The organism is Actinoplanes sp. NPDC051851 (genome assembly GCF_040681165.1).
Taxonomy (GTDB): Bacteria; Actinomycetota; Actinomycetes; order Mycobacteriales; family Micromonosporaceae; genus Actinoplanes.
This window is the reverse complement of record NZ_JBFAYF010000003.1, coordinates 127266-151609: the sequence shown is the minus strand read 5'-3', so window position 1 is coordinate 151609 and position 24344 is coordinate 127266. Positions and strand designations below refer to the sequence as shown.

General features: G+C 70.7%; 21 protein-coding genes. 12 read left to right on the top strand and 9 right to left on the bottom strand.

The window, feature by feature from the left end:
* Positions 1-32 precede the first annotated feature (32 nt).
* Both AB0M08_RS04735 and AB0M08_RS04730 read right to left on the bottom strand, forming a co-directional pair.
* Positions 33-881, bottom strand: coding sequence for a MaoC/PaaZ C-terminal domain-containing protein (locus AB0M08_RS04735; RefSeq protein WP_364488417.1), 849 nt, complete (start codon positions 879-881; stop codon positions 33-35).
* 1 nt (position 882) lies between these two features.
* A complete protein-coding gene (locus AB0M08_RS04730; RefSeq protein ID WP_364488414.1) occupies positions 883-2223 on the bottom strand; it encodes a 3-oxoacyl-ACP reductase in 1341 nt (446 codons plus the stop codon).
* Positions 2224-2293: 70 nt separating this feature from the next.
* Between AB0M08_RS04730 and AB0M08_RS04725 the strand changes: the two genes are divergently transcribed.
* On the top strand, positions 2294-3571 hold the full coding sequence (locus tag AB0M08_RS04725; protein ID WP_364488411.1) for an acetyl-CoA C-acetyltransferase: 1278 nt from the start codon (positions 2294-2296) through the stop codon (positions 3569-3571).
* 1 nt (position 3572) lies between these two features.
* Here AB0M08_RS04725 and AB0M08_RS04720 read toward each other — a convergent pair whose 3' ends face one another.
* Positions 3573-4169 carry a hypothetical protein gene (locus AB0M08_RS04720; RefSeq protein ID WP_364488408.1) on the bottom strand — a complete coding sequence of 199 codons (597 nt, stop codon included), beginning with the start codon at positions 4167-4169 and terminating at the stop codon, positions 3573-3575.
* Positions 4170-4346: 177 nt separating this feature from the next.
* On the opposite strand from AB0M08_RS04720, the gene AB0M08_RS04715 reads away from it, so the two are divergent.
* From AB0M08_RS04715 to AB0M08_RS04705, 3 genes are read left to right on the top strand one after another with little or no spacing between them, the layout of a single operon-like run.
* Positions 4347-5603 carry a DUF3696 domain-containing protein gene (locus AB0M08_RS04715; protein ID WP_364488405.1) on the top strand — a complete coding sequence of 419 codons (1257 nt, stop codon included), beginning with the start codon at positions 4347-4349 and terminating at the stop codon, positions 5601-5603.
* Positions 5593-6543, top strand: a complete 951-nt coding sequence (locus AB0M08_RS04710) for a hypothetical protein (RefSeq protein ID WP_364488402.1) — start codon at positions 5593-5595, stop codon at positions 6541-6543. Before AB0M08_RS04715 ends, AB0M08_RS04710 begins: the two co-directional genes overlap by 11 nt.
* A 44-nt stretch (positions 6544-6587) precedes the next feature.
* Positions 6588-8219, top strand: a complete 1632-nt coding sequence (locus AB0M08_RS04705) for a DUF262 domain-containing protein (RefSeq protein ID WP_364488399.1) — start codon at positions 6588-6590, stop codon at positions 8217-8219.
* 184 nt (positions 8220-8403) lie between these two features.
* On the opposite strand, the gene AB0M08_RS04700 is transcribed toward AB0M08_RS04705, so the two are convergent.
* The 4 genes from AB0M08_RS04700 to dhaM all read right to left on the bottom strand — a co-directional run bounded on the left by AB0M08_RS04700 (position 8404) and on the right by dhaM (position 11783).
* Complete coding sequence (locus AB0M08_RS04700; protein ID WP_364488396.1) at positions 8404-9744, bottom strand: endo-1,4-beta-xylanase; 1341 nt, start codon at positions 9742-9744, stop codon at positions 8404-8406.
* A gap of 163 nt (positions 9745-9907) precedes the next feature.
* Positions 9908-11035: a hypothetical protein gene (locus AB0M08_RS04695; protein WP_364488393.1), complete on the bottom strand. Its 1128-nt coding sequence runs from the start codon at positions 11033-11035 to the stop codon at positions 9908-9910.
* Between the two features lie 72 nt (positions 11036-11107).
* Complete coding sequence (locus AB0M08_RS04690) at positions 11108-11416, bottom strand: HPr family phosphocarrier protein (protein WP_364488390.1); 309 nt, start codon at positions 11414-11416, stop codon at positions 11108-11110.
* On the bottom strand, positions 11400-11783 hold the full coding sequence (gene dhaM / locus AB0M08_RS04685) for a dihydroxyacetone kinase phosphoryl donor subunit DhaM (RefSeq protein WP_364488387.1): 384 nt from the start codon (positions 11781-11783) through the stop codon (positions 11400-11402). The genes AB0M08_RS04690 and dhaM overlap by 17 nt, the downstream gene beginning before the upstream one ends.
* A 71-nt stretch (positions 11784-11854) precedes the next feature.
* Here dhaM and dhaK point away from each other — a divergent pair, with 71 nt between their 5' ends.
* The 5 genes from dhaK to AB0M08_RS04660 all read left to right on the top strand — a co-directional run bounded on the left by dhaK (position 11855) and on the right by AB0M08_RS04660 (position 17225).
* Complete coding sequence (dhaK, locus tag AB0M08_RS04680; protein ID WP_364488384.1) at positions 11855-12847, top strand: dihydroxyacetone kinase subunit DhaK; 993 nt, start codon at positions 11855-11857, stop codon at positions 12845-12847.
* A 4-nt stretch (positions 12848-12851) separates the two neighbouring features.
* Entirely contained in the window at positions 12852-13484 is a 633-nt protein-coding gene (dhaL, locus tag AB0M08_RS04675; protein ID WP_364488381.1) for a dihydroxyacetone kinase subunit DhaL, read from the top strand.
* Between the two features lie 90 nt (positions 13485-13574).
* The gene (locus AB0M08_RS04670; protein ID WP_364488378.1) at positions 13575-15137 is read left to right on the top strand and encodes a methyl-accepting chemotaxis protein; all 1563 of its coding nucleotides are present in this window, start codon (positions 13575-13577) and stop codon (positions 15135-15137) included.
* 40 nt (positions 15138-15177) lie between these two features.
* Positions 15178-15858, top strand: a complete 681-nt coding sequence (locus AB0M08_RS04665) for an acetoacetate decarboxylase family protein (RefSeq protein WP_364488375.1) — start codon at positions 15178-15180, stop codon at positions 15856-15858.
* An 11-nt stretch (positions 15859-15869) separates the two neighbouring features.
* Positions 15870-17225 (top strand): YibE/F family protein, encoded by a 1356-nt coding sequence (locus AB0M08_RS04660; protein ID WP_364488372.1) that lies wholly within the window; start codon positions 15870-15872, stop codon positions 17223-17225.
* Here the strand turns inward: AB0M08_RS04660 and AB0M08_RS04655 are convergent, their stop codons facing one another.
* Complete coding sequence (locus AB0M08_RS04655; protein WP_364488369.1) at positions 17226-17858, bottom strand: DUF4360 domain-containing protein; 633 nt, start codon at positions 17856-17858, stop codon at positions 17226-17228.
* Positions 17859-18260: 402 nt separating this feature from the next.
* Here AB0M08_RS04655 and AB0M08_RS04650 point away from each other — a divergent pair, with 402 nt between their 5' ends.
* Positions 18261-19403 carry a hypothetical protein gene (locus AB0M08_RS04650; protein ID WP_364488366.1) on the top strand — a complete coding sequence of 381 codons (1143 nt, stop codon included), beginning with the start codon at positions 18261-18263 and terminating at the stop codon, positions 19401-19403.
* A gap of 66 nt (positions 19404-19469) precedes the next feature.
* Entirely contained in the window at positions 19470-20630 is a 1161-nt protein-coding gene (locus AB0M08_RS04645; protein ID WP_364488363.1) for a hypothetical protein, read from the top strand.
* Between the two features lie 20 nt (positions 20631-20650).
* Here AB0M08_RS04645 and AB0M08_RS04640 read toward each other — a convergent pair whose 3' ends face one another.
* Positions 20651-22828: an ATP-dependent RecD-like DNA helicase gene (locus AB0M08_RS04640; protein ID WP_364488360.1), complete on the bottom strand. Its 2178-nt coding sequence runs from the start codon at positions 22826-22828 to the stop codon at positions 20651-20653.
* Positions 22829-22886: 58 nt separating this feature from the next.
* Here AB0M08_RS04640 and AB0M08_RS04635 point away from each other — a divergent pair, with 58 nt between their 5' ends.
* A complete protein-coding gene (locus AB0M08_RS04635; RefSeq protein ID WP_364488357.1) occupies positions 22887-23861 on the top strand; it encodes an acetylxylan esterase in 975 nt (324 codons plus the stop codon).
* Positions 23862-24344: the final 483 nt, after the last annotated feature.

Below are 24344 nucleotides of genomic sequence, written 5' to 3'. Positions count from 1 at the left end.
GCGAAGCGCGGGACGGCGTCGGAGGAACGGGTTCAGGCCGGCGGGTTGCCGATCGATCCGGTTAGATGCGGTTTCTTCCCGTTGACGGTGAAATCCCATCCGGTGCCGGTGGGCGTGGCGAGGAAACGGACCGTCGACGGGAGGGTGATCGGCTGCTTGAACGCGACGTCGACCGTGTACGCCTCCGGCAGCCGGCCCTCCAGGGCGGCCAGGCAGCGCGCCTTGGTCCACATCCCGTGCGCGATCGGCTTCGGGAACCCGAACAGCTTCGCGCCGAGCTTCGAGGTGTGGATCGGGTTGCGGTCGCCGGAGACCGCCGCGTAGTCCGGCCCGGTCCGCACCGGCAGGCGCCAGACGGCACCGCCGGGCGGCGGCGGATCGGCCTGCTGGTGGCGCGGGCTGTAGCCGGAGGTCTCCTTGCGCAGGTACGTGGAGACGCCCCGCCAGACCTCCCGACCGCTCACCGTCGCGGTGGCGATCACGTCGAACTGCCGGCCACGCGGATGTTCCCGCAGGTCCACCGCGCGCACCGAGAGATCCAGGGGCGTGCCCGCGTCGACCGGCTCGTGCACGGTGATCCGGTTCGACACGTGCACCAGGCCGATCATCGGCAGCGGGAAGTCCCCGGCCGACATCAGTCGCATCGCCAGCGGGAACGCCAGGATGTGCGGATAGGTCGCGGGGAGCACGCCGCCGAGCCGGAACCCGCAGACCCGGTCGTACCGGGCCAGGTGGCCGAGGTCGACGGTGACGCCACGGTGGACCAGCTCCACGTCCGGCAGGCTGTCCCCCTTGCGCAGGCCGGGGATCAGGCCGAGCGCGGCCTTCGCGTACGCGGCCCCGGTGCCCGGCCCCTCGCTGATCTCGACGACGGCCACCACGTCACGCCCCCAGCAGGCTCTGGCCGCAGACCCGGACCACGTTGCCGGTGATCGCGGCGGAGCCGGGCGAGGCGAACCACGCGATCGTCTCGGCCACGTCGACCGGCAGGCCGCCCTGGGACATGCTGTTCAGCCGGCGGCCCGCCTCGCGCAGCCCGATCGGCATCTTCGCGGTCATCGCGGTCTCGATGAAGCCGGGCGCCACCGCGTTGAACGTGATGCCCCGCTCGGCGAGCGCCGGCGCGGTCGACTGGACCAGGCCGATCACGCCGGCCTTGCTGGTCGCGTAGTTGGTCTGGCCCCGGTTGCCGGCGATGCCCGCGATCGAGGCGACGCCGACGATCCGGCCGCCCCGCTTGATCAGGCCCTGCTCCAGCAGCACGTCGTTGACCCGTTCGGGCGCGGTCAGGTTGACCCCGATCACCGAGTCCCAGCGGCTCTCGTCCATCCGCGCGATGGTCTTGTCCCGGGTGATGCCGGCGTTGTGCACCACGATGTCGACGCCGCCGTGCGGTCCCGCGGCCAGGTAGCCGGCCAGCCGCGCCGGCGAGTCCTCGGCGGTCAGGTCGAGCTGCAGCGCGCGGCCCTTCGCCTTGTTGGCCACGTCGGCGAGCGCGTCACCGGCGCCCGGGACGTCCAGCGCGATCACCTCGGCGCCGTCGCGGGCCAGGATCCCGGCGATCGACGCGCCGATGCCCCGGGCCGCGCCGGTGACCAGGGCGAGCTTGCCGGCGAGCGGCTTCTCCCAATCGGCGGGGGCCGGCGCGCTCGCGGTCCCGATCCGGATCACCTGGCCGGAGACGTAGGCGGACCGGCCGCTGAGCAGGAACCGCAGCGTGGACTCGACGCCGTTCTCGCCACCGGGCGCGACGTAGACGAGCTGCGCGGTGACGCCGCGACCGAACTCCTTGCCGATGCTGCGGGTGAGACCCTCGAGGCTCCGCTGCGCGGTCGCCTCCCTCGGCCCGGTCGTCAGCTCCGGCTGGGTGCCGAGCACGATCACGCGACCGGAGGAGTGCAGACTTCTCGCGTACGGGTGGAAGAAGTCGAAGAGGCTCCGGAGCTGTGTGGAGTCGGCGATGCCGGTGGCGTCGAAGATCAGCGCACCGTGCCTCGTCCCCTCGGTGCCGGTCTCGGTCACCTCGATCCCGGTGCTCTCCAGCTGCTTGCGGACCGGGTCGGCGAGCCGTCCGCCGGGCGCCGCGCCGAGCAGCACCGGTCCCGTGGTGAGCGGGTCGCCCGCGCGGTAGCGTCGCAACCGGGGCGGGTCCGGCAGCCCGAGCCGCTTGACCACGGCCCGGCCCACACCGGAGTTGGCGAAGTTCGCGTACCTGTCAGCCATGCGAGTACCCTACCGGTCAGTAGCTTCTAGTTGGTCGATAACTTGAGCCATCGATGTGTGGAGGAACGCCGTGCCGACCGTGCGCCGTGTCGCCGTCCTGGGCGGTAACCGTATCCCGTTCGCCCGGTCCAACGGCAGGTATGCATCGGCCTCGAACCAGGACATGCTGACCGCCGCGCTGGACGGCCTGGTCGCCCGGTTCGGCCTGGCGGGCGAGCGCCTGGGCGAGGTGGTCGCGGGCGCCGTGCTCAAGCACTCCCGCGACTTCAACCTGACCCGCGAGGTGGTGCTCGGCTCCCGGCTCGACCCGCGCACCCCGGCGTACGACATCCAGCAGGCCTGCGGCACCGGCCTGGAGGCGGCGATCCTGGTCGCCAACAAGATCGCGCTGGGCCAGATCGACGCCGGCATCGCCGGTGGCGTGGACACCACGTCGGACGCCCCGCTGCAGGTGAACGAGGACATGCGGCAGGCGCTGCTGGAGCTGAACCGGGCCCGGACGCTGGGCGCGCGACTCAAGGCGGTCGCCAAGCTCCGTCCGCAGCACGCGCTCCAGCCGGAGATCCCGCGCAACGCCGAGCCGCGCACCGGCCTCTCGATGGGCGAGCACGCCGCGATCACGGCGCTGCGGTGGAACGTCGAGCGGTCGGCGCAGGACGAGCTGGCGCTCGCCTCGCATCAACACCTCGCCGCGGCGTACGAGAAGGGCTTCTTCGACGATCTTCTGACGCCCTACCTGGGGCTGACCCGCGACCAGAACCTGCGCGCCGACTCCACCCTGGAGAAGCTCGCGTCGCTGAAGCCGGTGTACGGCAAGGAGAACGCCACCATGACGGCGGGCAACTCGACGCCGCTCACCGACGGCGCCTCGACCGTCCTGCTCGCCTCGCAGGAGTGGGCCGAGGCGCACTCGCTGCCGGTGCTGGCGTACTTCGCCGACTCGGAGGCCGCCGCCGTCGACTACGTGCACGGCGACGAGGGCCTGCTGATGGCCCCCGCCTACGCCGTGCCGCGGATGCTCGCCCGCAACGGCCTCACCCTGCAGGACTTCGACTACTACGAGATCCACGAGGCCTTCGCGTCGCAGGTCCTGGCCACCCTGGCCGCCTGGGAGTCCCCGGAGTTCTGCAAGGAGAAGCTCGGCCTGGACGCCCCGCTCGGCTCCATCGACCGCGCCAAGCTGAACGTCAACGGCTCCTCGCTCGCCGCCGGCCACCCGTTCGCGGCGACCGGCGGCCGGATCGTCGCCTCGCTCGCCAAGCTCCTCGCCCAGAAGGGTTCCGGCCGCGGCCTGATCTCCATCTGCGCGGCCGGCGGCCAGGGCGTCGTCGCCATCCTGGAGAAGTAGCTCAGCAGCGCATCTCCCGCGCCTCCGCGATGATCGCCCGGCCCTCGCCCTTCGTGTCGATGGGCTCGTCGCAGCTGAAGACGGCGGTCCAGCCACCGGGCCGCCAGGAGGTGACCGTGCCCTCGGTCAGGAGCACACCGCACGCGTAGGTGAAGTCCACGTCGACGGCACGGATCGCCTCGACGACCACGACGCTCCCCGGCCCCTCGCTGGTGAGGGAGCTGCCGTCGGTGGGTTCGTAGACGGCGCCGAGCTCGACCAGGTCGGGCCCGGCGTCCGTCCGCGCCTTCGTCACGGCGGCCTGGTAGATCTTCTTGCGGGACGCGTCGCCGACCGTCCCGACCAGGGCCACCACCTCGGCCCGGCGGTCGCCGACCCACTCCTTCTCCGCGTCCAGCGGCCCGCCGGCGGCCGCGGTCACCTCGATGATCGGCGAGACCTCGGTGAGCAGCAGATGCTCCTCGACGTCCCCGAGCGTCGCCTTCCCGCCGGTGCACTCCGGTTCGACGGAGGGGCGGGCCGCCACCTCGGCCTCCCCGGAGTGCGTGCAGCCGGCCAGCAGTAGTAGTCCGACGAGTGCCCCCGTACGCAGCGTCATGTGATCATCATGAATGGGTGACGCAAGCGCCGCTCAGCAGCGCAGTTCCCTCACCTCGGCGAAGATCGCCGCGTGGTGACCGTCCCCTTGCTGTGTTCCCATCGCACGTCCAGGTGAACGGCACCATGGCCGGCGTTCGGACATGGGTATGGTCTGTAGACCATGCCGCTTCTTAGGTTGGGCCTGACCAACTATCGGTGCTTCGCCGGCTCGATCAAAGTCGAGCTACGTCCGGTCACGGTAGTGCTGGGCCGTAACAATTCCGGCAAGAGCGCGTTGGTGCGGGCGCCGCTGGTGGTCTCCACCGGAATCGACACCGACACGACGGCACCTCTGGATCTTGACCGTTTGGGCGAGGATATCGTCGACTCGTTCGCGGACCTCATCTACGGTAACCGTCCACACGGCAGCGTTCGGGTAGAACTCGGGTTGGAAGCGGAATCCGGTGTCCCGCTTCGGTGCAACGTCGGGATCCGTAATATCAGCGAGTTGCGTACCCAGGTTGTCGAAGACTTCGCGGTGGCGCACGACGATGACCCGGATCTGCATCTGAAGTGGGAACCGGGTGAGACAGCCGATGGGCCGCAGCGTTACACCCTGATCCGGACGGATTCCGCGCCGATAGGCGGGGTGGAGGTGCCGTTCCAGGGACTCCTCCCTGCCGGTGGCGTGAACGTGAGCGGCGCGGGCGCCTACAGCACGATGGTCCGGGAGAGTTTTGGCCAGGTGCGTTACCTGGGTCCGTTCCGAGACCGGCCGAGCCGGCTGTACCGGGTACCGGCCCGGATGCCGACGTCGGTCGGTGCCAGCGGTGAGTACACCGCAGGCATTTTGGCCAGCGACTCGACCCGCGGCCAGCGGGCACTACTACGAGAGATCAACGCCGGTCTGGCGGAAAGCCTGCCGGGCTGGACGGTTGACGTCGTGGAACGGGGCGGAATGGTCTCGGTGGTGCTCAAATCCCGTGACGACGACACCGTGGCCGTGAACCTGGTCGACACCGGCACCGGCGTTGCCCAGGCTTTGCCGATCTTCGTCCAACGGGCTTTGGACCGTACCCGGCCGCCGGAGGCACCGGTGTTGGAGATCGTCGAACAGCCGGAGTTGCACCTGCATCCCTACGCCCACGCCGCGCTCGCTGATCTCTACCTGTCGGCGGCGCGCGAGACCGGGGTCAGGTTTTTGATCGAGACGCACAGCGAAACGTTGCTGCTACGCCTGCGAGTTCGCATCGCCGAGCGCAAGGCCGACCCCGACGACGTGGCCGTCTACTTCGTAGAGAGCATCAATGGAGTGAGCGAGGTACGGCGCATCAACATAGACGCGGCCGGCAACCTCGACTATTGGCCCGAAGGAGTCTTCTCCGAGGACTATCGGGAGACGAAGGCGCTGGCGAAGGCGCAACTGGAGCTGGTCCGGCCTGATGCGCGTTGAACTCGATCCGCTGTCCTGCAACGGCTCGGACGCCCTGCACCCCTTGCTGATGCTTCTGGGTGTCTTCACCGACGAACGGCATGAGTGGGCGGCTGACGAGCCGGCGATAGCCGCGCTGGCCACCTACTTCGAGGGTTACGCACCAACGGTCGCGCCGGCCGTCCGGTCGCTGGGACAGAAGGCCATCGTGAATGCCGCCTGGTCGGCCGGGCCGGGTCCCGCTCCTGTCCGTGTAACGCGCGCCGATCTACCGAACCTGGCCCACGACCTCTCCCGACCTGCGGTGCTCATTGTCGAGGACCTGGTCAACGATGGTGCCTTTGTCCGCGCGGTCGCTGCCGTCTTCGGCAGCCGACGCGTCCTTACCGCGTTGGCCAACCAGTGGTTGGAGTTCCGGCACGCCGGCGGCACCGGGCGGTTCCCCGCTGTGGTGGAGGCCGAGCTGGCCGGATTCCGGACGCTTGCCCGGATCGCCCTGCTCGCCGACAGCGACCGGTGGATGCCCGGCCAGGTCACCAAGATCCACCGCAAGGCGGCGGACTTCCGTGCGGCGGGGCTTTCGGTCCATGTCCTGGAGCTGAGGGAAGCAGAGAATTACCTGCCTCACCGTGTTCTCGCGGCGTGCGGCTCTCCATCGACCGCATCGGCCACGTTGACCGCACTCAAGAAACTCTCTCCGGATCAGCGCGGGCACTACGACATGAAGAACGGTTTCGGCAGGCGGGCCGAACCCGCCAAGATCCGGCCCGAGCAGCAAGCACTGTTCGACGGCCTCGATCCGCACATACGGGATGCGCTGCGCGGCGGATTCGGCGACGGTTTATTGCCCGTCTTCGAGCGACACTGCGCCAGGGTGAAGGTTGCCGACATCGCCGCGCTCGGAGCGCACGTGGAAGCCGACCTGCGCGCACTATTATCAACCATCGAGTCGGTGATCTAGAGATGGCGGGCGAACCGGATGGGGCTGCGGAAGCTGATGGGCACGTGACTGGTCCCAGCAGTGAGATCACTGTCAAGCCCGAGATCATGCTGCTGGAGGACGTCCTCCGTGAGATCGCAGACGGCCGCCTGCGAGTCCCCCGGTTCCAGCGGCCCTTCGTGTGGCGGCCGGACCAGATGATCGACCTGTTCGACAGTATCGAGCGGGGGTATCCGGTAGGCTCGTTGCTCGTCTGGGACACCACCGAGCGGGTGGAAAGCCTGGACCGGATCGCCGAAATGCGGGTTCCTCCACCACCCGGCACCCCTGTCTCCTATCTCCTCGACGGCCATCAGCGACTCACCACCCTGTACGGCTGTCTGATGCGCCGTTCGGCAGAACGCGATCTGTCCGTGACAGGGTCCTGGGTGTGGAACATCTATCGGGCTCTGGGCGAGGCGGAACGCTCTGGTGGCCGATTCGTCCACTGGAAGCGCCCGGCGCCGGCGCCGGCGAATTATCTGCCGATGCGCAACGTGCTGCGCACGATGGACTTCCTCGGTTTCGCCCGCCAGCTCGCTGGTAGCGATCGTCTCGACATTGACCGGCTGATGGACGAAGCAGAGCAGCTCGCTCAGCGGATCAAGTCGTACAAGATGGCGGTGGTGCGTCTGGTCGGCGGTGAGCTCAAGCATGCCGTCGAGGTCTTCTCCCGGCTCAACAGCAGCGGCCAGTCGATGACCCCGACCCAGATGGTTTCGGCGTTGACGTACAGCGACGGTGAGACACTGGCCAACCGGATCGAGGCGTTGCAGAACGACATCGGCGACCTCGGGTTCGGGGAGATCCCCACGAACACACTTTTCCAGGCCGTCCTCGCGGTGTCCGGTGAGGACGATATCCAGCGCACCCGCTGGGACAGGCTTGCGGAGCGGATGCGGGACGACATGGATGAACATGTCAAACGCACCGAGCTGGCCCTGTATCGGGTAGTGGCGTTCTTGCGCGACGACGTCATGGTGCCGCTGGCTCGGCTGGTTCCCTACAACGCCCAGCTGGTGTTGTTGACCGTGGCGTTTCACGAAAACCCCGAGCCGTCACCCGCGCAGCGACGAGCACTGCAGCGCTGGTTTTGGAGCACGTCCTGGTCGGGCTTCTTCGCCGGGGCCAACACCACACAGATCCGTGAGGCTCTCGTCGAGATGCGCGAGTTCGCCCGGGGCGAGGCGGCTCTGGACGTGAGCGGGCAGGTCGCACGCCCATTCCCCGAACGTTTCGACCTACGCAGCGCTCGGGTACGCGCGTTCGTCCTGTGGGAGTTGCACGAGTACCGGGACCGGGTGGGAATCAACGGCCAGCCGGTTGAACCGCTGGACCTGTTACTGCGTTCCGACGCCAGCGCGTATCGACAGATCCTGTCACGCGGGCCGAGACGGTCCAGTCCGGCCAACCGGCTCATGCTGCCGACGGCGCCGGGGATGTCGATCCGGCGCGCCCTGATTGATGCTGAGCCGGAACTCCTCGCCAGCCACGGCGTGCCCGAGGCGGCAGTGGAACTCTTAGCCGAAGGTGACGAGGACGGCTTCATCCGGGAGCGTGAGCGGTTCCTCGCGGCAAAGGAACGGGAGTACATCGCCGCCTTCGATGTCGAACCACCGGTCGACCTGGTGGGCGGGGCAGAGATCGACACCGCTTAGGCGCCGGGCGACCACGACGAACTCATCGATGGCGAGCTTGGCACCTCTCCACTGCGTGGGTGAACGCGAGGGCGCCCCGGCTTCGACGCCGGGGCACCCTCGCCTGTTCACGTCAGCGCGAACGTGACTTCGACGCACGGCATGCGATCGATCCCCGGTAGGAATCGGACCTACGACGCACGGCTCAGGAGACCGTGCAGGTGGGCGTACCGGAGAAGGCGGTGCCGGTGCCCTGGAAGCCGAAGCTGGTGGAGGCGCCGGCGGCCAGGCTGCCGTTGTAGCTCGCGTTGGTGAAGGTGAGCGCGCCGCTGGAACCGCTCGCCGTGGCGCTCCAGGTGCTGGTCACCGCCGAGCCGGTGGGCAGGGTGAGGGCGACCTTCCAGGAGGTGATCGCGGTGGCGCCGGCCTTGACCGTGACCGTGGTGACGAAGCCGCCGGTCCACGAGTTGTTCGCGACCGTGGCGGTGCAAGCGCCGGTGCCGGTCGTCGGGCTGCTCGACGTGGTGGGGCTGCTCGTCGTGGTCGTGCCGCCGAACGCGGTGATCACCGCGTTGTACGCCTCCTTCGGGTTGCCGCTCGCGTCGAAGAGCAGCGGGGTGTCCGAGGCGCGCCAGGAGTCCGAGTCCCGGATGCCCCAGACGCTGATCCCGGTGCACTTGCTGACCGCGAGGCAGGCCGCCACCACCTTGCTGTAGCTGTCCGCCTGCGCGGTGCCCGACCCGGCGATGTCCAGCTCGGTGATCTGCACCTCGACGCCGAGGTCCGCGAAGCGCTGCAGGTTCGCCTGGTAGTCGCTGGGCAGCGGCGACGCGGAGTTGAAGTGCGACTGGAAGCCGACGCAGTCGATCGGGACGCCGCGGGCCAGGAAGTCCTTGACCATGGTGTAGACGGCGGTGCTCTTCGCGTTGACGCCGTCGGTGTTGTAGTCGTTGTAGCAGAGCTTGGCGCTCGGGTCGGCGGCCCGCGCGGTCTGGAACGCCACCTCGATCCAGTCGTTCCCGGTGGCCTGCAGGTTCGAGCTGCGCCGGGAGCCGTCGCCGTTGTCGGAGAAGGCCTCGTTCACCACGTCCCAGGCGTAGAGCTGTCCCTTGTAGTGGGTGGCGACATTGGTGATGTGGTTGACCATGGCGCTGCGCAGCGCGGTGCCGCTCAGGCTCGCCACCCAGCTCGGCTGCTGGGAGTGCCAGGCGAGCGCGTGCCCGCGGACCCGCTGCCCGTTCGCCTTCGCGCGGGCCACGATGGTGTCCGCGCTGGTGTAACTGAAGGTGTTCTGCGACGGCTCGGTCGCGTCCCACTTCATCTCGTTCTCCGGCGTGACCATGGTGAACTGCGTGTCCAGCAGCCCGGTGTAGACCGAGTCGGTCAGTTTGTAGGCGGCGACCGCGGTCCCGAAGTACCTGCTCTTGGCCGCGGCCGCCGACCCGAGGGTGGTCGCCGCGTTCGCGGCCTGGGTCAGCGTGAGGAATCCGCCGGCGGTGACGGCCGCGGCGGTGAGGACGGTGAGGATGGCGCGGGAACGTCTCATGGAGGCTCCAGTGGGGGATGACCCTACGCATCGACGGGGATCGACGCTTCCGAAACGCTACCGATACATTCCGGAAACCTCAATCCCCGTACCCAGTCGATCACCAGGTAGCGAACCTCCGAAACTTTCGGAGGTAGGTGGAAACACGGCGCGATGCTAGATCTCACCGCGCGACGACGGTGACCTCCGGGTATCCGGTGGACGCGTTCAGCAGGGGCTGGGGGATGTGGCGCAGGGACTGGTCGAACATCGCGCGGGTGTAGCGGCGGGTGATCTCGATGGCGCGGGTGGCCGTGATGGTGGCGCCGCCGTCGAGGCCGATCTCGTCGGTGAAGGCCTGGTAGTCGCTGAACGAGAGGTGGATGGTGCCGGTGACCGTCAGCCAGCGGCGCCAGCCGGTCAGCGCGCCGAAGTCGTGGTCCCAGGTGGTGTCCTGGCCCGGGGAGTGCTCGGACTCGGTGCCCAGGAACAGGAACGGGCGGGACAGGCCGGTCGCCGGGACCGAGTCGTACGTCGTGCCGTCCATGTCGATGCCCGCGCCGACGCGGGGGTCGGCGAGCATCGTGGTCAGGGCCGCGGCACCGCCGGCGGAGTGGCCCGACATGCCGATCCGGGTCGCGTCGATCAGGTGGGCGCCGGGCCAGGCAGGGTGCGGGCCGGTCAGCGAGTCCAGCACGAACGACACGTCGGCGGCGTGCACCCGGAACAACCGCTGGAAGAACGCGGTCTCGTCGCCGTCGTCGATCGCACAGGTGGCACAGCCGGCGATCCGGCCGTCGGGGAACTCGATGCCGTACGTCTCGTAGGTGTGATCAATCGCGGCCACCACGTAGCCGTGGCTGGCCAGGTCCTCGGCCAGGCTCGTCAGGGAGCTGCGCTGTGCGGTGTAGCCGGGCGAGAGCACCACGAGCGGCAGGCTGTGCGGGCGTCCGGCCGGTGCGGCGTCGAGGTGGGCGTGGGTCGGCACGGTGCTGAAGGCGTCCAGCGCGAAGTGCGCGGTGGCGTGCCGTCCGGTGATGAACGCAGCGGACTCGGCGGCGCTCTGGTACGGAAGGGTCGCCCCGTGGTCCACGCCGGTCGGGTAGAAGACGGTGACCATGAGCTCGCGGGCCGGATCGGTGGGCACCCACGGGTCGGCCCGGGACGTGTCGGTCAGGTCGAGCACGGTGGCGCCGACGTGGTGCGGGCCGGTCGGTGCCGGGATCGAGAGGGCGGGCTCGGCGGCCGGCACCGCCAGTCCGGTGGCGACCAGTCCGGTGGCGACCAGGACGGTGGCGAGAAGGTTCGACATGGACAGCGTTTCTACGCACCGGCCGGTCACACCAGCGGCACAAGGGGGCCGGGCGGCACGGAAGGAGAAAGATCAGGTCGCGGTACGCAGGACCTCCGCCACCGCCTCGGCGGCCGCAGCCGCGTCCTCGCCGGAGGCCAGCACCACGACCGTGGCGCCCGCCCCGGCACCCAGGGCCATCAACTTCAGGGCACTCGTCGCGCCGGCCTCGCGCTCCTGGTGTCGTACGCGAACAGTGGCGGACCGGAAGCGCGCCGCGGCCCGGACCACCAACCCGGCCGGACGGGCGTGCAGCGCCGCCGGCAGCACGACCCGGATCTCGGAACCGGGCGACTCGGAACCGGGCGATGCAGAGCTGGGCGACTCAGAACTTGGCGACATCGCGCGCCTCCTCGGCGGCGGCGAGGACCTCGTCCAGGGTCGCGCCGGTCGACGCGGTGACCGCCGCCGCGACCGCGCCCTCGACGAACGGCGCGTCCACCAGGCGGGCCTCCGGGAGATCGTCGAGCACGGCCCGGGTGGTCAGCACCGCGCTGCCCAGGTCGGCGAGGACCAGCACCCCGGCGCCCGCCGACGCCCGGGTGCCGGCCTCGATGATCAGTTCCGGACTCGTACCCAGTTCGCCGGATGCGGTCCCACCGGCCGGCTCGATCCGGACCTCGTCGCCGGCGACCTGGCGGAGCAGGTCACGCAGACCTGACGCCAACTGAGCGGAGTGCGATACCAGCACGATTCCCACGAGCCCCATGGTTCGGGATCGTAGTTCGCGCGAGGATGCAATGGGTGATGGAGTGAACACCGCACGGAAGGAGCCGGCTCGTGAAGAAGTTCATCAACGATCCCGCCGACGTCGTGACGCAGGCCCTGGCCGGGGTCGCCGCCGCGCATCCGGAGCTCCGGGTGGAGATCGAGGAGCGGTACATCGTCCGGGCCGACGCGCCACGTCCCGGCAAGGTGGGGCTGCTCTCCGGTGGCGGGTCCGGGCACGAGCCCCTGCACGGCGGGTTCGTCGGGCCGGGGATGCTGGACGCCGCCTGCCCCGGGGAGATCTTCACCTCGCCGGTGCCGGATCAGATCCTGGCCGCGACCAAGGCCGTGGACGGCGGCGCGGGCGTGCTGCACATCGTCAAGAACTACACCGGCGACGTGATGAACTTCCAGCTCGCCGGGGAGCTGGCCGCCGACGAGGGGATCGGCGTCGAGACGGTGCTGGTCGACGACGACGTGGCGGTGGAGGACTCCACCTGGACCGCCGGGCGTCGCGGCACCGGCGCCACCCTGCTGGTCGAGAAGATCTGCGGTGCCCTCGCCGAGGAGGGCGCCAAGCTGGGGGAGGTGGCGGCCATCGGCCGCGAGGTCAATGCCGCCTCCGCCTCCTTCGCGTACGCGCTGACGGCCGGCACGACTCCCGCCGCCGGCCGCCCCGGGTTCGACCTGCCGGACGACGAGATCGAGGCGGGCGTCGGCATCCACGGTGAGCCCGGCCGGCGGCGGGAGAAGCTGCGCCCGGCGCGGGAACTGGTCCGGTCGGCGCTGGACGCGATCCTGGCCGCGAAGCCGCTCGGGGACCGGGTGTTCGTGCTGGTCAACGGGTTGGGTGGGACCCCGCTGATCGAGCTGTACCTGGTGTACAACGAGGTGGCCGACCTCCTGAGCGAGAGAAACGTAGAGATAGCACGCCGGCTTGTCGGGAATTACGTGACAAGCCTCGACATGGCGGGGCTGTCGATCACGCTGACCGCCGCCACCGGCGAGATGATCCGGCTCTGGGACGCGCCGGTGTGCACCCCCGGCCTGCGGTGGGGTGCCTGAGAGGATGGACGCCGCTCTCGCCCGCGCCTGGATGCGCGCCGCCGCCGGCGCCGTCACCGCGGAGGCCGACCGCCTGACCCGCCTGGACACCGCGATCGGCGACGGCGACCACGGGGTGAACCTGACCCGTGGCTTCACCGCCGTGGTCGCCGCCCTGGAGAAGACCGAGACCGAGCCCGGGACCGTCGCCGGCGTCCTGATCACCTCCGGCACCACGCTGATGTCGAAGGTGGGCGGCGCGTCCGGCCCGCTCTACGGCAGCGCGCTGCGTGCCGCCGGCAAGGCGCTCCCGCCCGGTGCCGAGGTCACCCCGGCGGACCTGGTCAAGGCCCTGCACGCGGGGCTCGACGCGGTCCGCAAGCTCGGCGGTGCCGTGCCCGGCGACAAGACCCTGGTGGACGCGTACACCCCGGCGGTGGAGGCGTTCGAGGCGGCTGTGGCCGGCGGGGCGGGGCTGCCGGCCGCCGCGGCGGAGGCGGCCCGGGCTGCGGCGGAGGGCGCCGAGGCCACCGTGCCGTTGCGGGCGCGCAAGGGCCGGGCCTCCTACCTGGGCGAGCGGAGCGTCGGCCACCCCGATCCGGGCGCCGTGTCGACCAGTCTGATCTTTGCCGCCCTGGCGCGGATCCTGGCCGGTTGATCAGGAGGTTTCTCAACCTGGTCACGGGCGTGCCGATCCTCCGGGCATCATCAGAGTGACCGGAGGAGAGGCGCGGCCATGGCCAGGGGCATGAGTGCGGTGTTCGACAACCGCTCGCTGCGAACGAAGATCGGCGCGGCCGCCATGTGCGCCGTGGTCAGTGGCCTCGTGGTCGGCGGTGTCGCGATCAAGACGGTCGGCGACCTGAACGAGGAGGCCGCGGCAGCCCAGCGGAAGTCCCTCGCGATCGGGACCGACGTCGCCACCATCGGGCAGAACATCGAGGCCTACGTCGGCAACACGTCCGCGATCCAGCTCTACCCGTCGTTGAAGACGAGCCTCACCGAGTCGATGGCGGCGAACAAGACCGCCGTCGACGACGCGCTCACCGATCTGGGCACCATCCTGCCCGGCGACGCCACGGTCACCACGATGCAGTCCGACTGGTCCGCCTTCATCGAGTTCATGGCCACCGACCGGAGCGGCGCCACCGCGGCCGAGCTGGCCACGGCGCTGACCGAGTACAACACGCTGCACGCCGCGCTCGGCGACGACCAGACCGCGCTGCAGGCGCGGGCGACGTCCCTTGCCGAGTCCCAGATCGCGTCGGCCGACTCGTCCGGCACCGAGGCCACCTGGACGATCGCCGGCCTGCTCGCCGCGGGTCTGCTGCTCAGCCTGCTGGTCGGCTTCCGGGTGGCGAACGGGGTGCGGTCCTCGGTCCGCGGGGTCTCCCACATCGCCGACGGGCTGGCCGAGGGCGACCTGACCCGTACCTCCGGGGTGCACAGCAGCGACGAGGTCGGGAAGATGGCCGCCTCGCTGGACCGGGGCATCGCCCGGCTGCGCGAGGACGTGGTGCAGCTGGCCGCCAGCGCCGGGACCCTGCAGGCCGCGGCCGGCAAGCTGACCACCGTCTCGGGCGCGGTCGACGCCGCCGCCAACGAGGCGTCCAACCAGGCCGGCACGGTCTCCGCGGCCGCCGACGTGGTCTCCGGCAACCTGCAGGTGGTCTCGGCCGGCGCCCAGGAGATGGGCTCGGCGATCCGGGACATCAGCGTCTCCACCTCGGAGGCGACCGAGGTCGTGGTGCAGGCCGTGCAGGCCGCCGCGGCGACCAACGCGATCGTGGCCCGGCTCGGCGACTCGTCGGCCGAGATCGACGCGGTGGTCAAGACGATCACCTCGATCGCCGAGCAGACCAACCTGCTCGCCCTGAACGCCACCATCGAGGCGGCCCGCGCCGGTGAGCTCGGCAAGGGCTTCGCGGTGGTGGCCGGCGAGGTCAAGGACCTGGCCCAGGAGACCGCCAAGGCCACCGAGGACATCTCCCAGCGGGTCCAGTCGATCCAGGCCGACACCAGCGGCGCGGTCAGCGCGATCAGCGAGATCTCCGAGATCATCGAGCGGATCAACGGCCTGCAGCTGACCATCGCCTCCGCGGTCGAGGAGCAGACCGCGACCACCCAGGAGATGAACCGGACGCTGGCCGAGGCGGCGGGCGGCGCCGGCGACATCGCGATGACCATCACCGGCGTCTCCGAGGCGACCCGCCGGACCACCGAGTCGGTCGGCGACACCCGGCAGGCGGCCGACGAGGTCACCGCGACGGCCGGCGCGCTGCAGGCCGTGGTCTCCCGGTTCCGCTACTGACGCCCTTCCCCCGGTGACCGCGGGGTGCCAGTGTGGAGGGATGTATCCGCCCGAGCCCTGGCACCTCCGCGGACAGATGTACCTGTCGATCTTCCTGATCCCCGTGCGGTCGCTGCCGCCGCTGCCCGAGGTGCTGGGCGCGGCGGTGCGGCCGCTCTCGTTCGGTGGCCGGGCCGCCGTCGGCGCCGCCTGGGTGAACTACGAGCCCGGCGGCGTCCTGCACTACCGCGAGCTGCTCAGCGCGGTCCTGGTCCACGAGCGCGGCCGCCCCCGGGTGAGCATCACCGACATCTGGGTGGACAGCGTCGCCTCGATGGAGGGCGGCCGCCGGCTCTGGGGCATCCCCAAGGAGCTCGCCGACCTGCGCGTCGACACCGACGGCGACCTGGTCGACGCGTCCGCCTCGGTCCCCGGCGGCGGTGCCGCCATCGGCTCGTCGCTGCTCCGGCTCAAGCGCCGGCTGCCGGGCCGTCTCCCGCTGGGCTTCACGGTCGCCCAGGCCCTGGGCGGTCAGGTCAAGCGCACACCGGTGCGAGGCCGTTCCGGATGGCGTACGCTGACCGCCGCGTGGCGTCCCGATCCCGAGGGACCGCTGGCCTACCTGGCGGGCCGTCGTCCGGTCCTGAGCCTGGCGATCACCGACTTCTGGCTCACCTTCGGCCGCGCCGCCACGTCGCCGCGGGTACGGTTCGGCGGTCAGGAGAACGCCGCCGACCGCTAGGAGCACCCGTCATGGCCGGCCACCACCATCACGCCCCCGGCGGCGCGCATCCGGTCCTGCCCCGGGCCCGCAGGCTGACGCTGATCCTGCTGATCCCGGCGGTGCTGGCGACGCTCGCCGGGATGCTGCTGCTCTGGCCGCACGACGTGCCGCAGGCCGAGGTCGCCGAGGGCGGGCCGGTCTCGGTGACGGGCGAGGTCACCGCGGTCACCCCGGCGGCGTGCGCACCGGTGCCGGAGGGTGAGACGCAGCCCACCGGCTGCGGCACCGTGGTCGTCCACCTGACCAGCGGCAGCGACTCCGGCGAGGAGATCACCACCGAGCTCCCGTACGGCCCGGGAGCGCCCGAGATCACGTCCGGGGACGACGTCGTGCTGCTGCAACTGGAGAACGAGGACGGGTCGTACGGCTACTCGATCTCCGACCACCAGCGCTCCACCCAGCTCTGGATCCTCGGCGCCGCATTCGCCCTCGCGGTGATCGCTTTCGGTCGCTGGCGGGGCTTCACCGCGCTCGGCGGGCTCGCCGTGACCTTCGGTGTGCTGCTCTACTTCATCGTCCCGGCGATCCTGGACGGGAGGTCGCCGATGCTGGTCGCGGTGGTCGGCTCGGCCGCGATCATGCTGAGCGTGCTCTACCTGACGCACGGCTTCAACCTCACCACCACGATCGCGGTGGCGGGCACCCTGGCCAGCCTGATCATCACCACCGTGCTGGCCGAGCTCGCCGTCGCCGCGGTGCACCTGACCGGCGTCGCCGACGACACCTCCAACTTCCTGTCGATCAGCCAGGGCGAGGTCAACATGCAGGGCCTGCTGCTGGCCAGCATCGTGATCGGCTCGCTCGGCGTGCTCGACGACGTCACGGTCACCCAGTCCGCCACCGTCACCGAGCTGGCGCTGGCCAACCCGGCGTACGGCTTCCGCAGCCTCTACGGCGCCGCCACCCGGATCGGCCGCGCGCACATCGCCTCGGTGATCAACACCATCGTTCTCGCGTACGCGGGCGCCTCGCTGCCGTTGATGCTGCTCTTCGCCACCGGCGGCACCCCGGTCGGCGAACTGCTCACCGGCCAGCTGATCGCGCAGGAGCTGGTCCGCAGCGCGGTCGGCACGATCGGCCTGATCGCCGCCGTGCCGATCACCACGGCGCTGGCCTCGCTCTTCGCCGCCCGGGTCACGCCCGCGCCCGACGGCGCCGCGCTCCCGCCCGACGGCGCCGCGCATCGGTCCACCGGCTCCGCGCACTCGCCCGGCGGCTCCACCCACTCGTCCGGCGGGCCGGCCGGTCCACTGCTGGACCAGGCCGGCGGCCGTCCGCCCGCCGAGAGCCCGTGGGCGGCGTTCACCCGGGACGACCCACGCTGATCAGCACTTCTTCCAGGCCACCCGGTAGACGGTGCTGATCGCGGAGTCGGTCGAGTCCATCGAGATGAAGTTGGTCTCGCTCCGGCTCGAGCTGCCCCGGTTGACCCGCAGATCCGTGTTGATGTTCAGGTTGCGCCGCTCGTTGCACCCCAGGAAGCTCATCGCGGTGATCGCCAGGGTGTCGGTCCGCTGCCAGTCGTCGTCGTACGGCCCGCGGAACGTGTGCTCGTTCCGCGTGGTCCGGGTGTGCCCCTGGAAGTAGTAGTTCGCCGACGACTGTGCCCACGCGCCGCGTGCCAGACTGGCGAATCCCCGGTAGTCGGCGCTCGCGATCGCGAACGTGAATCCGTTCGGCACCTTGATGCTCAGGGCGAGCTGACAATTCTTCCGGAAGTCGATCGGCGACGCCTTCGGCCCGGCCTGCGCCAGGTATTTGGAATAGGTCACCGTGAACGCGGTGTTGTCCGGGGCCACCGCGATCTTCGTACTCCCCGCCGGGCAACCCGACCCGTTCGCGTTCACCACGTCGATCGTCATCAGATCGTCCGGCGTCGGCACCGGTTTCGCCTGCGCGGGTACGCCGGCGACCAGCGAGGCCAGCAGCGCGGCGCCGGTGACGAGTGCTCGCAACATGTGAGTTCCCCCCGTATTCAGGAAATGGGAAATTCCTATGACGATGCTGACATTAGCGATTGCTCACGGCTTCGCCACACTTACCGCAATGCGTTGCCCGGGTGTCCGGATACCGTGTCCATTCGGCCGGAATCCGCCGATGCGGCACCACGGCGGAACGGTGCGTGCTAGTCCACTTCCGAAATGGTGAATCCGCGCCTCCGGGGGCTGAATTAACGCTGATCCGCGTCATTGCCGGCAGGCGGTTGATCCGGGTGTGCCGACGTGACGCGGTGGACGCCGTCGAGTCCGCAGCGGACCCGCCTCGACCGTGCCCACCGGGTGCCCGTTCGGCCGCCGGACGACACCCTGTGCCGGTGACTGAGGTCGCATCGATCGGGTTGCAGGCGTATACATCTGGCAGTGGAGAGACGACTGACCGGATGGCTGGTTCGGCTCGTCGCCGGGGTGCTGCTGGTCGTCGCGGGGCTGTCCCTGGTGGACCGGTGGCAGCGGACGCCCGGGCAGCTGCGGTGGGAGTCGGCCGAGCGGATCGCGGAGTTCCGGCCGGAGTGTGGCGGTGTCCCGATGGAGCGGGACGAGGTCTGTCCCGGGGTGGGGACCGCCGACGACCTGCTGCGGGGGTTCCTGGCGGCGAACGGCGCGGACGCGATCGGGCGGGAGTACCGCTGGAGGCGTGCCGGCGGCTGGGCGATGGCCGGGACCGGCTCGCTGATCCTGGTGCTCCTCGCCGGTGGGGTACTGGGTGCCCGGCGGCGACGACAGCAGGCGGTGCTGGAGGCGGCGCTCTTCCCCCGGCGCGGTCCGGTCCGGCCGGTCTCCCCGGCCGCCGTGCTGTTGCCCGGGCCTGCGCCCGGCGGGGTGCCGCCGCGGAGCGACAACCTGGGTGGGTTCGCGTTCTGGCTGGTCGTGGCGGTGCTGCTGACGGTGGCCGCGACGGTGGTGGCCGTCCTCTCCGGGTGGTGGTGGATGTGGGGCGTGGTCGCGGTCGCGCTGCTGCTGGTGAACCGGGCGGTCCGCGCGCTGGTCGACGGCGGTCGTGCCCGGTACGCCCGTCCCCGCTGGGCCGAACGGCACGGCTACGTCTACCGCCGCTTCGACCCGGACCTGGTCGCCCGGCTCGGGCTGCCCGGTCTGCGCGCGGCCCGGCCGTACGCCGAGCATCTGGTGCACGGCGCGCTGGGCGGGCTGCCGTTCGTGCTCTTCACGTACGTGCACCGGGACCTCTCCGAGCGCTCGGTCTGCGTGATGGCGCTGCCCGGCTGGGTGCCCCGGATCGTGGTCGCGGGGGAGCGCCCCGGCAACCGGCTGCGGCGCGGCAGCGACCCCGGCTGGCGAGCGCTCTGGCCCGCCGTCCGGGGCGTCGCCGACCGGGACCTGCCCGAGCCGTTCGCCGCCGACGGCCGGCTGATCTGGATCGCCGCGGCGGGTCCGCCGCCCACTGTGGACCGGCTCCTGACCGGCCTGCGGACGGTCGGTGCCGCGCTCGCCGCCACTCCGGTCCGCGTCGATCCGGTACCGTCCCCGACCACGGAGGCGGCCTGACAGGACGGTCCCAGCCGGGCATTCGGATGATCCACTAGGCGGCCGACGGCCTGCTATACACCTAGCGTGCACAGACGAATACCTGGATGGATCAACTGGCTGGTGGTCGGCCTCGCCGTCGTGGTGTCCGGGCTCTGGCTGGTCGTCCAGCACACCCGGACCGCGGCCGAGGTGCGGTCCGAGACGGTACGGGACGTCGCCGGGTACGTCCCGCGCTGCGGCTGGAGCGCGATGGCGCCCGGGGACACGTGCGCCGACGACCATCTCTCGTACCAGCAGCTGCGGGACCGGTACGCGGAACTCCACACCGTCGACCGGGTGGCGCGCTCGCACGGGAGGTGGCGTACCGGAGGAATGGTCGTCATGGGGCTCGGCGGGGTGCTGATCCTGCTGGTCGGCGCGGATGTCGCCCGGACGGCGCTGCGGCGGCGGAGGCTGGCCGCCGAGACCGCGGACGTCATCGTGGGCGAACCGCGCCGGCCGGTCGCGGTGCCCGAGTCGGTGCTGCTGCCGCCGCTCATCCCGGCGGGCGGGGTGCCGGACAACCTCGGCCTCGGCGGCGCGATCGTGCCGATGGCGGTGACCACGGGACTGCTCGCGGGCGGGATCTCCTGGCTGGTCGCGGTCGCGGGACTGAACGGGGCCACCATGGTCGCCCTGCCGGCCACCCTGATCGCGGCGTGGTGGTTCCTGGCCGCCCGCTCGGTGCTGCTGCGCGCCTGGCGGTCCCGCCGGGTACGCCCCCGCTGGGCCGCCGCGCACGGCTACGAGTTCCGCCCGTTCGACTCGGACCTGCTGGACCGGCTCGCACTGCCGGACACCGTGGACGGGATCGAGCGGGCGGAGCCGTACGGGGAGCGGGTCGTCTACGGCACGGTCGACGGACTGCCGTTCGTGCTCTTCGACTACCGCAACGGCAGGAACGTGAACGCGACCGCGTGGGCGATGGCGCTGCCCGGCGCGGTGCCGCGGATCGCCGTCGGGCCGCAGGGCGGTGCCCGCGAGCCGCTGCGGGGGAGCTCGCGGTCGTGGCACCGGGTCTGGCCGTTCCTGCGGAAGGTCGCCGACCTGCACCACCCGGACGCGTTCCACGCCGACGGCGCGCTGATCTGGGAGGAGGCGAACCGCCCGGCCGGCCCGCACCGCGCCGACCTGGACGCCCGGCTGGCCGGCCTGCGGAGGATGGGCAGACTGCTCGCCCAGGCCCACGTGCCCCGCGAGCTCTGACCCGGGCTCCGAAACGCGTCCTAGCCGCCGAGGCGCTGGGTGAGGGCGGTGTGGCGGCGGCCGGCGCCGACCGTGCGCACCGCGGCGGCGAGGGCACGCCGGGAGCCGACCAGCACCACCAGTTTCTTCGCCCGGGTGATCGCGGTGTAGAGCAGGTTGCGCTGCAGCATCATCCAGGCGCTGGTGGTCAGCGGGATCACCACCGCCGGGTACTCCGAGCCCTGCGAACGGTGGATGGTGATCGCGTACGCGTGGGCCAGCTCGTCCAGTTCGTCGAAGTCGTAGTCGATGACCTCGTCCTCGTCCGTGCGTACCGTAAGGGTCTGCTCTTCGGGCGACAGCCCGGTGACGACCCCCACGGTGCCGTTGAAGACACCCGCCACCCCCTTGTCGTAGTTGTTTCTGATCTGGGTGACCTTGTCGCCGACCCGGAACACGCGGCCGCCCACCCGGCGCTCCGGCAGACCCTCGCGACCCGGCGTGAGCTGCTGCTGGAGCAGCGTGTTGAGGGCACCCGCACCCGCCGGACCGCGGTGCATCGGGGTGAGGATCTGGATGTCGCGGCGCGGGTCGAGTCCGAATCTGCGGGGGATCCGGGTGCACGCGACGTCGACGGTGAGCCCGGCGGTGGCCTCGGTGTCGTCGCAGGGGAAGAGGAAGAAGTCGCGCATCCCGTCGAAGAGCGGCGGGCGGCCCTGGTTGATCCGGTGCGCGTTGGTGACCACGCCGCTCTCCGCGGCCTGCCGGAAGATCTGGGTGAGCCGGACGCGCGGGATGACGTCGGCGGCGAGCAGATCCCGCAGCACCTCGCCGGCGCCGACCGAGGGGAGCTGGTCGACGTCGCCGACCAGGAGCAGGTGCGCGCCCGGCGGGACCGCCTTGACCAGCTTGTTCGCCAGGATCAGGTCCAGCATGGAGGCCTCGTCGACCACCAGCAGGTCCACGTCGAGCGGGTTGTCGCGGTCGTAGGTGGCATCGCCGCCGGGCTGGAGCTTGAGCAGGCGGTGCACGGTGGCGGCGGGGTGGCCGGTGAGCTCGGCGAGGCGCTTGGCGGCGCGGCCGGTCGGGGCGACCAGCTGGATCTTCGCCTTCTTGGCGGCGGCGAGTTCCACGATGGAGCGTACGGTGAAGCTCTTTCCGCAGCCCGGCCCGCCGGTGAGGACGGCAACTCTCGACGTGAGCGCGAGCCGGACGGCCTGTTCCTGCTCGGCGGCGAGCGTGTTGCCGGTCCGCTTGTGCAGCCAGTCGAGGGCTTTGGACCAGTCGACGCCGCCGAAGTGCGGCATCCTGTCCGACTTGTTATTCAGTAGTGCGATAAGTGATGACGAAAGCGACATTTCCGCGCGATGGAACGGCACCAGGTAGACGTGGTCGTCCTCGCGGACCACCCCCTCCTCGTCGACCAATTCGTCAAGACATCTCGGGATGAGTCCGGTCGGGACATCGAGAATCTTGGCGGCGTCGTCGATCAGCGTCGGCGCGGGTAGGAAGCAGTGACCGTTATCGGTCGCCTGGGAGAGCGTGTACTGGAGGCCCGCTTTCACCCGTTCGGGACTGTCGTGCGGGATGCCGACGGCCTGCGCGATGGTGTCGGCGGTCTTGAACCCGATGCCCCAGACGTCCGCGGCCAGCTTGTACGGCGAGTTCTTGACGATCGAGATGCTGGCGTCGCCGTACTTCTTGTAGATCCGGACCGCGATCGAGGTGGACACCCCCACCCCCTGCAGGAAGAGCATCACCTCCTTGATCGCCTTCTGCTCGGCCCACGCCGCGGTGATCTTCTTGGTCCGCTTCGGCCCGAGCCCGGCGACCTCGATCAGCCGCTCCGGCGCCGTCTCGATGATCTCCAGGGTGTCCAGGCCGAAGTGGTCCACGATCCGTTCGGCGAAGACCGGCCCGATACCCTTGACCAGCCCGGACCCGAGGTAGCGCCGGAGTCCCTGCACGGTCGCCGGCAGCACCGTGCTGTAGGAGAGCACCTCGAACTGCCGGCCGTACTGCGGGTGCGAGGACCACCAGCCGGACAGTCGCAGACTCTCACCGGGCTGGGCGCCGAGCAGCGCGCCGACCACGGTCAGGAGATCGGTGCTGCTCTTGTACGCGACCCGGGCGACGGTGTAGCCGGTCTCCTCGTTCACATAGGTCAGCCGCTCCAGCACCGCTTCGATCACGTGGGGTTGGGGTCTCTCGCCGGGCATCCGACTATGGTGCCCGGCGTCATGGATTCCCCCGACGCCAGCCCCTAACGTGATCGGCATGGCGCTCTTTGATCTCCCCCTCCCCGAACTGCGCACCTACCGCTCCGCCACCCCCGAGCCGGCCGGCTTCGAGGAGTTCTGGTCCGGGACCCTCGACGATGCACGCAAGGTCGCCGCCCCGGTCCGGCTCACCGAGGTGCGGACCCCGTTACGCGGCATCACCACCTACGACGTGACCTTCACCGGCTTCGCCGGCCAGCCGATCAAGGCGTGGCTCAATCTTCCGTCGTGGGCGTCCGCTCCGCTTCCCATCGCCGTCGAGTTCATCGGGTACGGCGGTGGCCGCGGACTGCCGATCGACTGGTTGACCTGGGCCGCCGCCGGCTATGCGCACCTGGTGATGGACACGCGCGGACAGGGCGGCCGGTGGCGGGGCGGCGACACCCCCGACCGGGACCTCGACGGGGCCGGACCGTCCACGCCCGGCTTCGTGACCCGGGGCGTCCGCTCGCCGGAGACGTACTACTACCGCCGCCTCTACACCGACGCCGCCCGCGCCGTGGAGACCGCCGCCGAACTCCCCGGCGTCGACGCGTCCCGCCTGGTCGTCACCGGCAAGAGCCAGGGCGGCGCGCTCTCCCTGGTGGCCGCGGGCCTGGTCCCGTCGAAGGTCGCCGCCGTCGCCGCCGGCGTCCCGTTCCTTTGCGACATCCGCCGCGCCGTCACCATCACCGACAGCAACCCGTTCGCCGAGGTGGTCCAGTTCCTCCGCGCCAACCCGGACCGCGCCGCGCCGACCCTGGCCACCCTGGACCACATCGACGTGGTCCACTTCGCCCGCCGGATCACCGCCCCGTCCATCGTCTCGGCCGCCCTGATGGACGACGTCTGCCCGCCGTCCGGCGTCTTCGCCGCCTACAACGAGATCACCGCCCCCAAGGAGATCGACGTCTACGAGTGGGACGGCCACGACGGCGGCCGCTCCTTCTTCGACACCAAGGCCCTGACATTCGTGTCCCCGTACACATCCTGACCCTGCGTCCCGTCCCCGTCCCCGTCCCCGTCCCGTCTCTCCGCGTCCAGGCTCTCCCGGCCTTTCCCGGGCCGGGTCTCGCGGCTGGCTCTTCTGCCACTGTTCCGTTAGGGATGGGGGTTTCCTCCGGTCGGGGTGGGCCCTGTTCGGCCGGGCTTGATCAACATCTCATGATCAACAGCGGGGGATGATCTTCGTGGCTGGCGTTCATGGGTGTCTGGGCGGGCTTGAGAGACCCGTGAGCGCCAGCTTTCCCGGCGTGGCTGGTGTTCAGGGGTCCCTCGGGGCGCCCGAGACACCCCGGATCGCCAGCCCGCCGGCCGAGGCGCCCCGGGCGGCCAGCTCACTGCCCGACCGGCGCGGTTCGTGTGCATGCGTCGCGCGGCCCGCGCTCTCCGGGCCGCGCGTCGGCCCGGGACGGTTGCGAAGCGGGTGCGTTCCTCAAGCGGGGGTTGCGAGTGCCGACGGACTCTGCGCGAACCA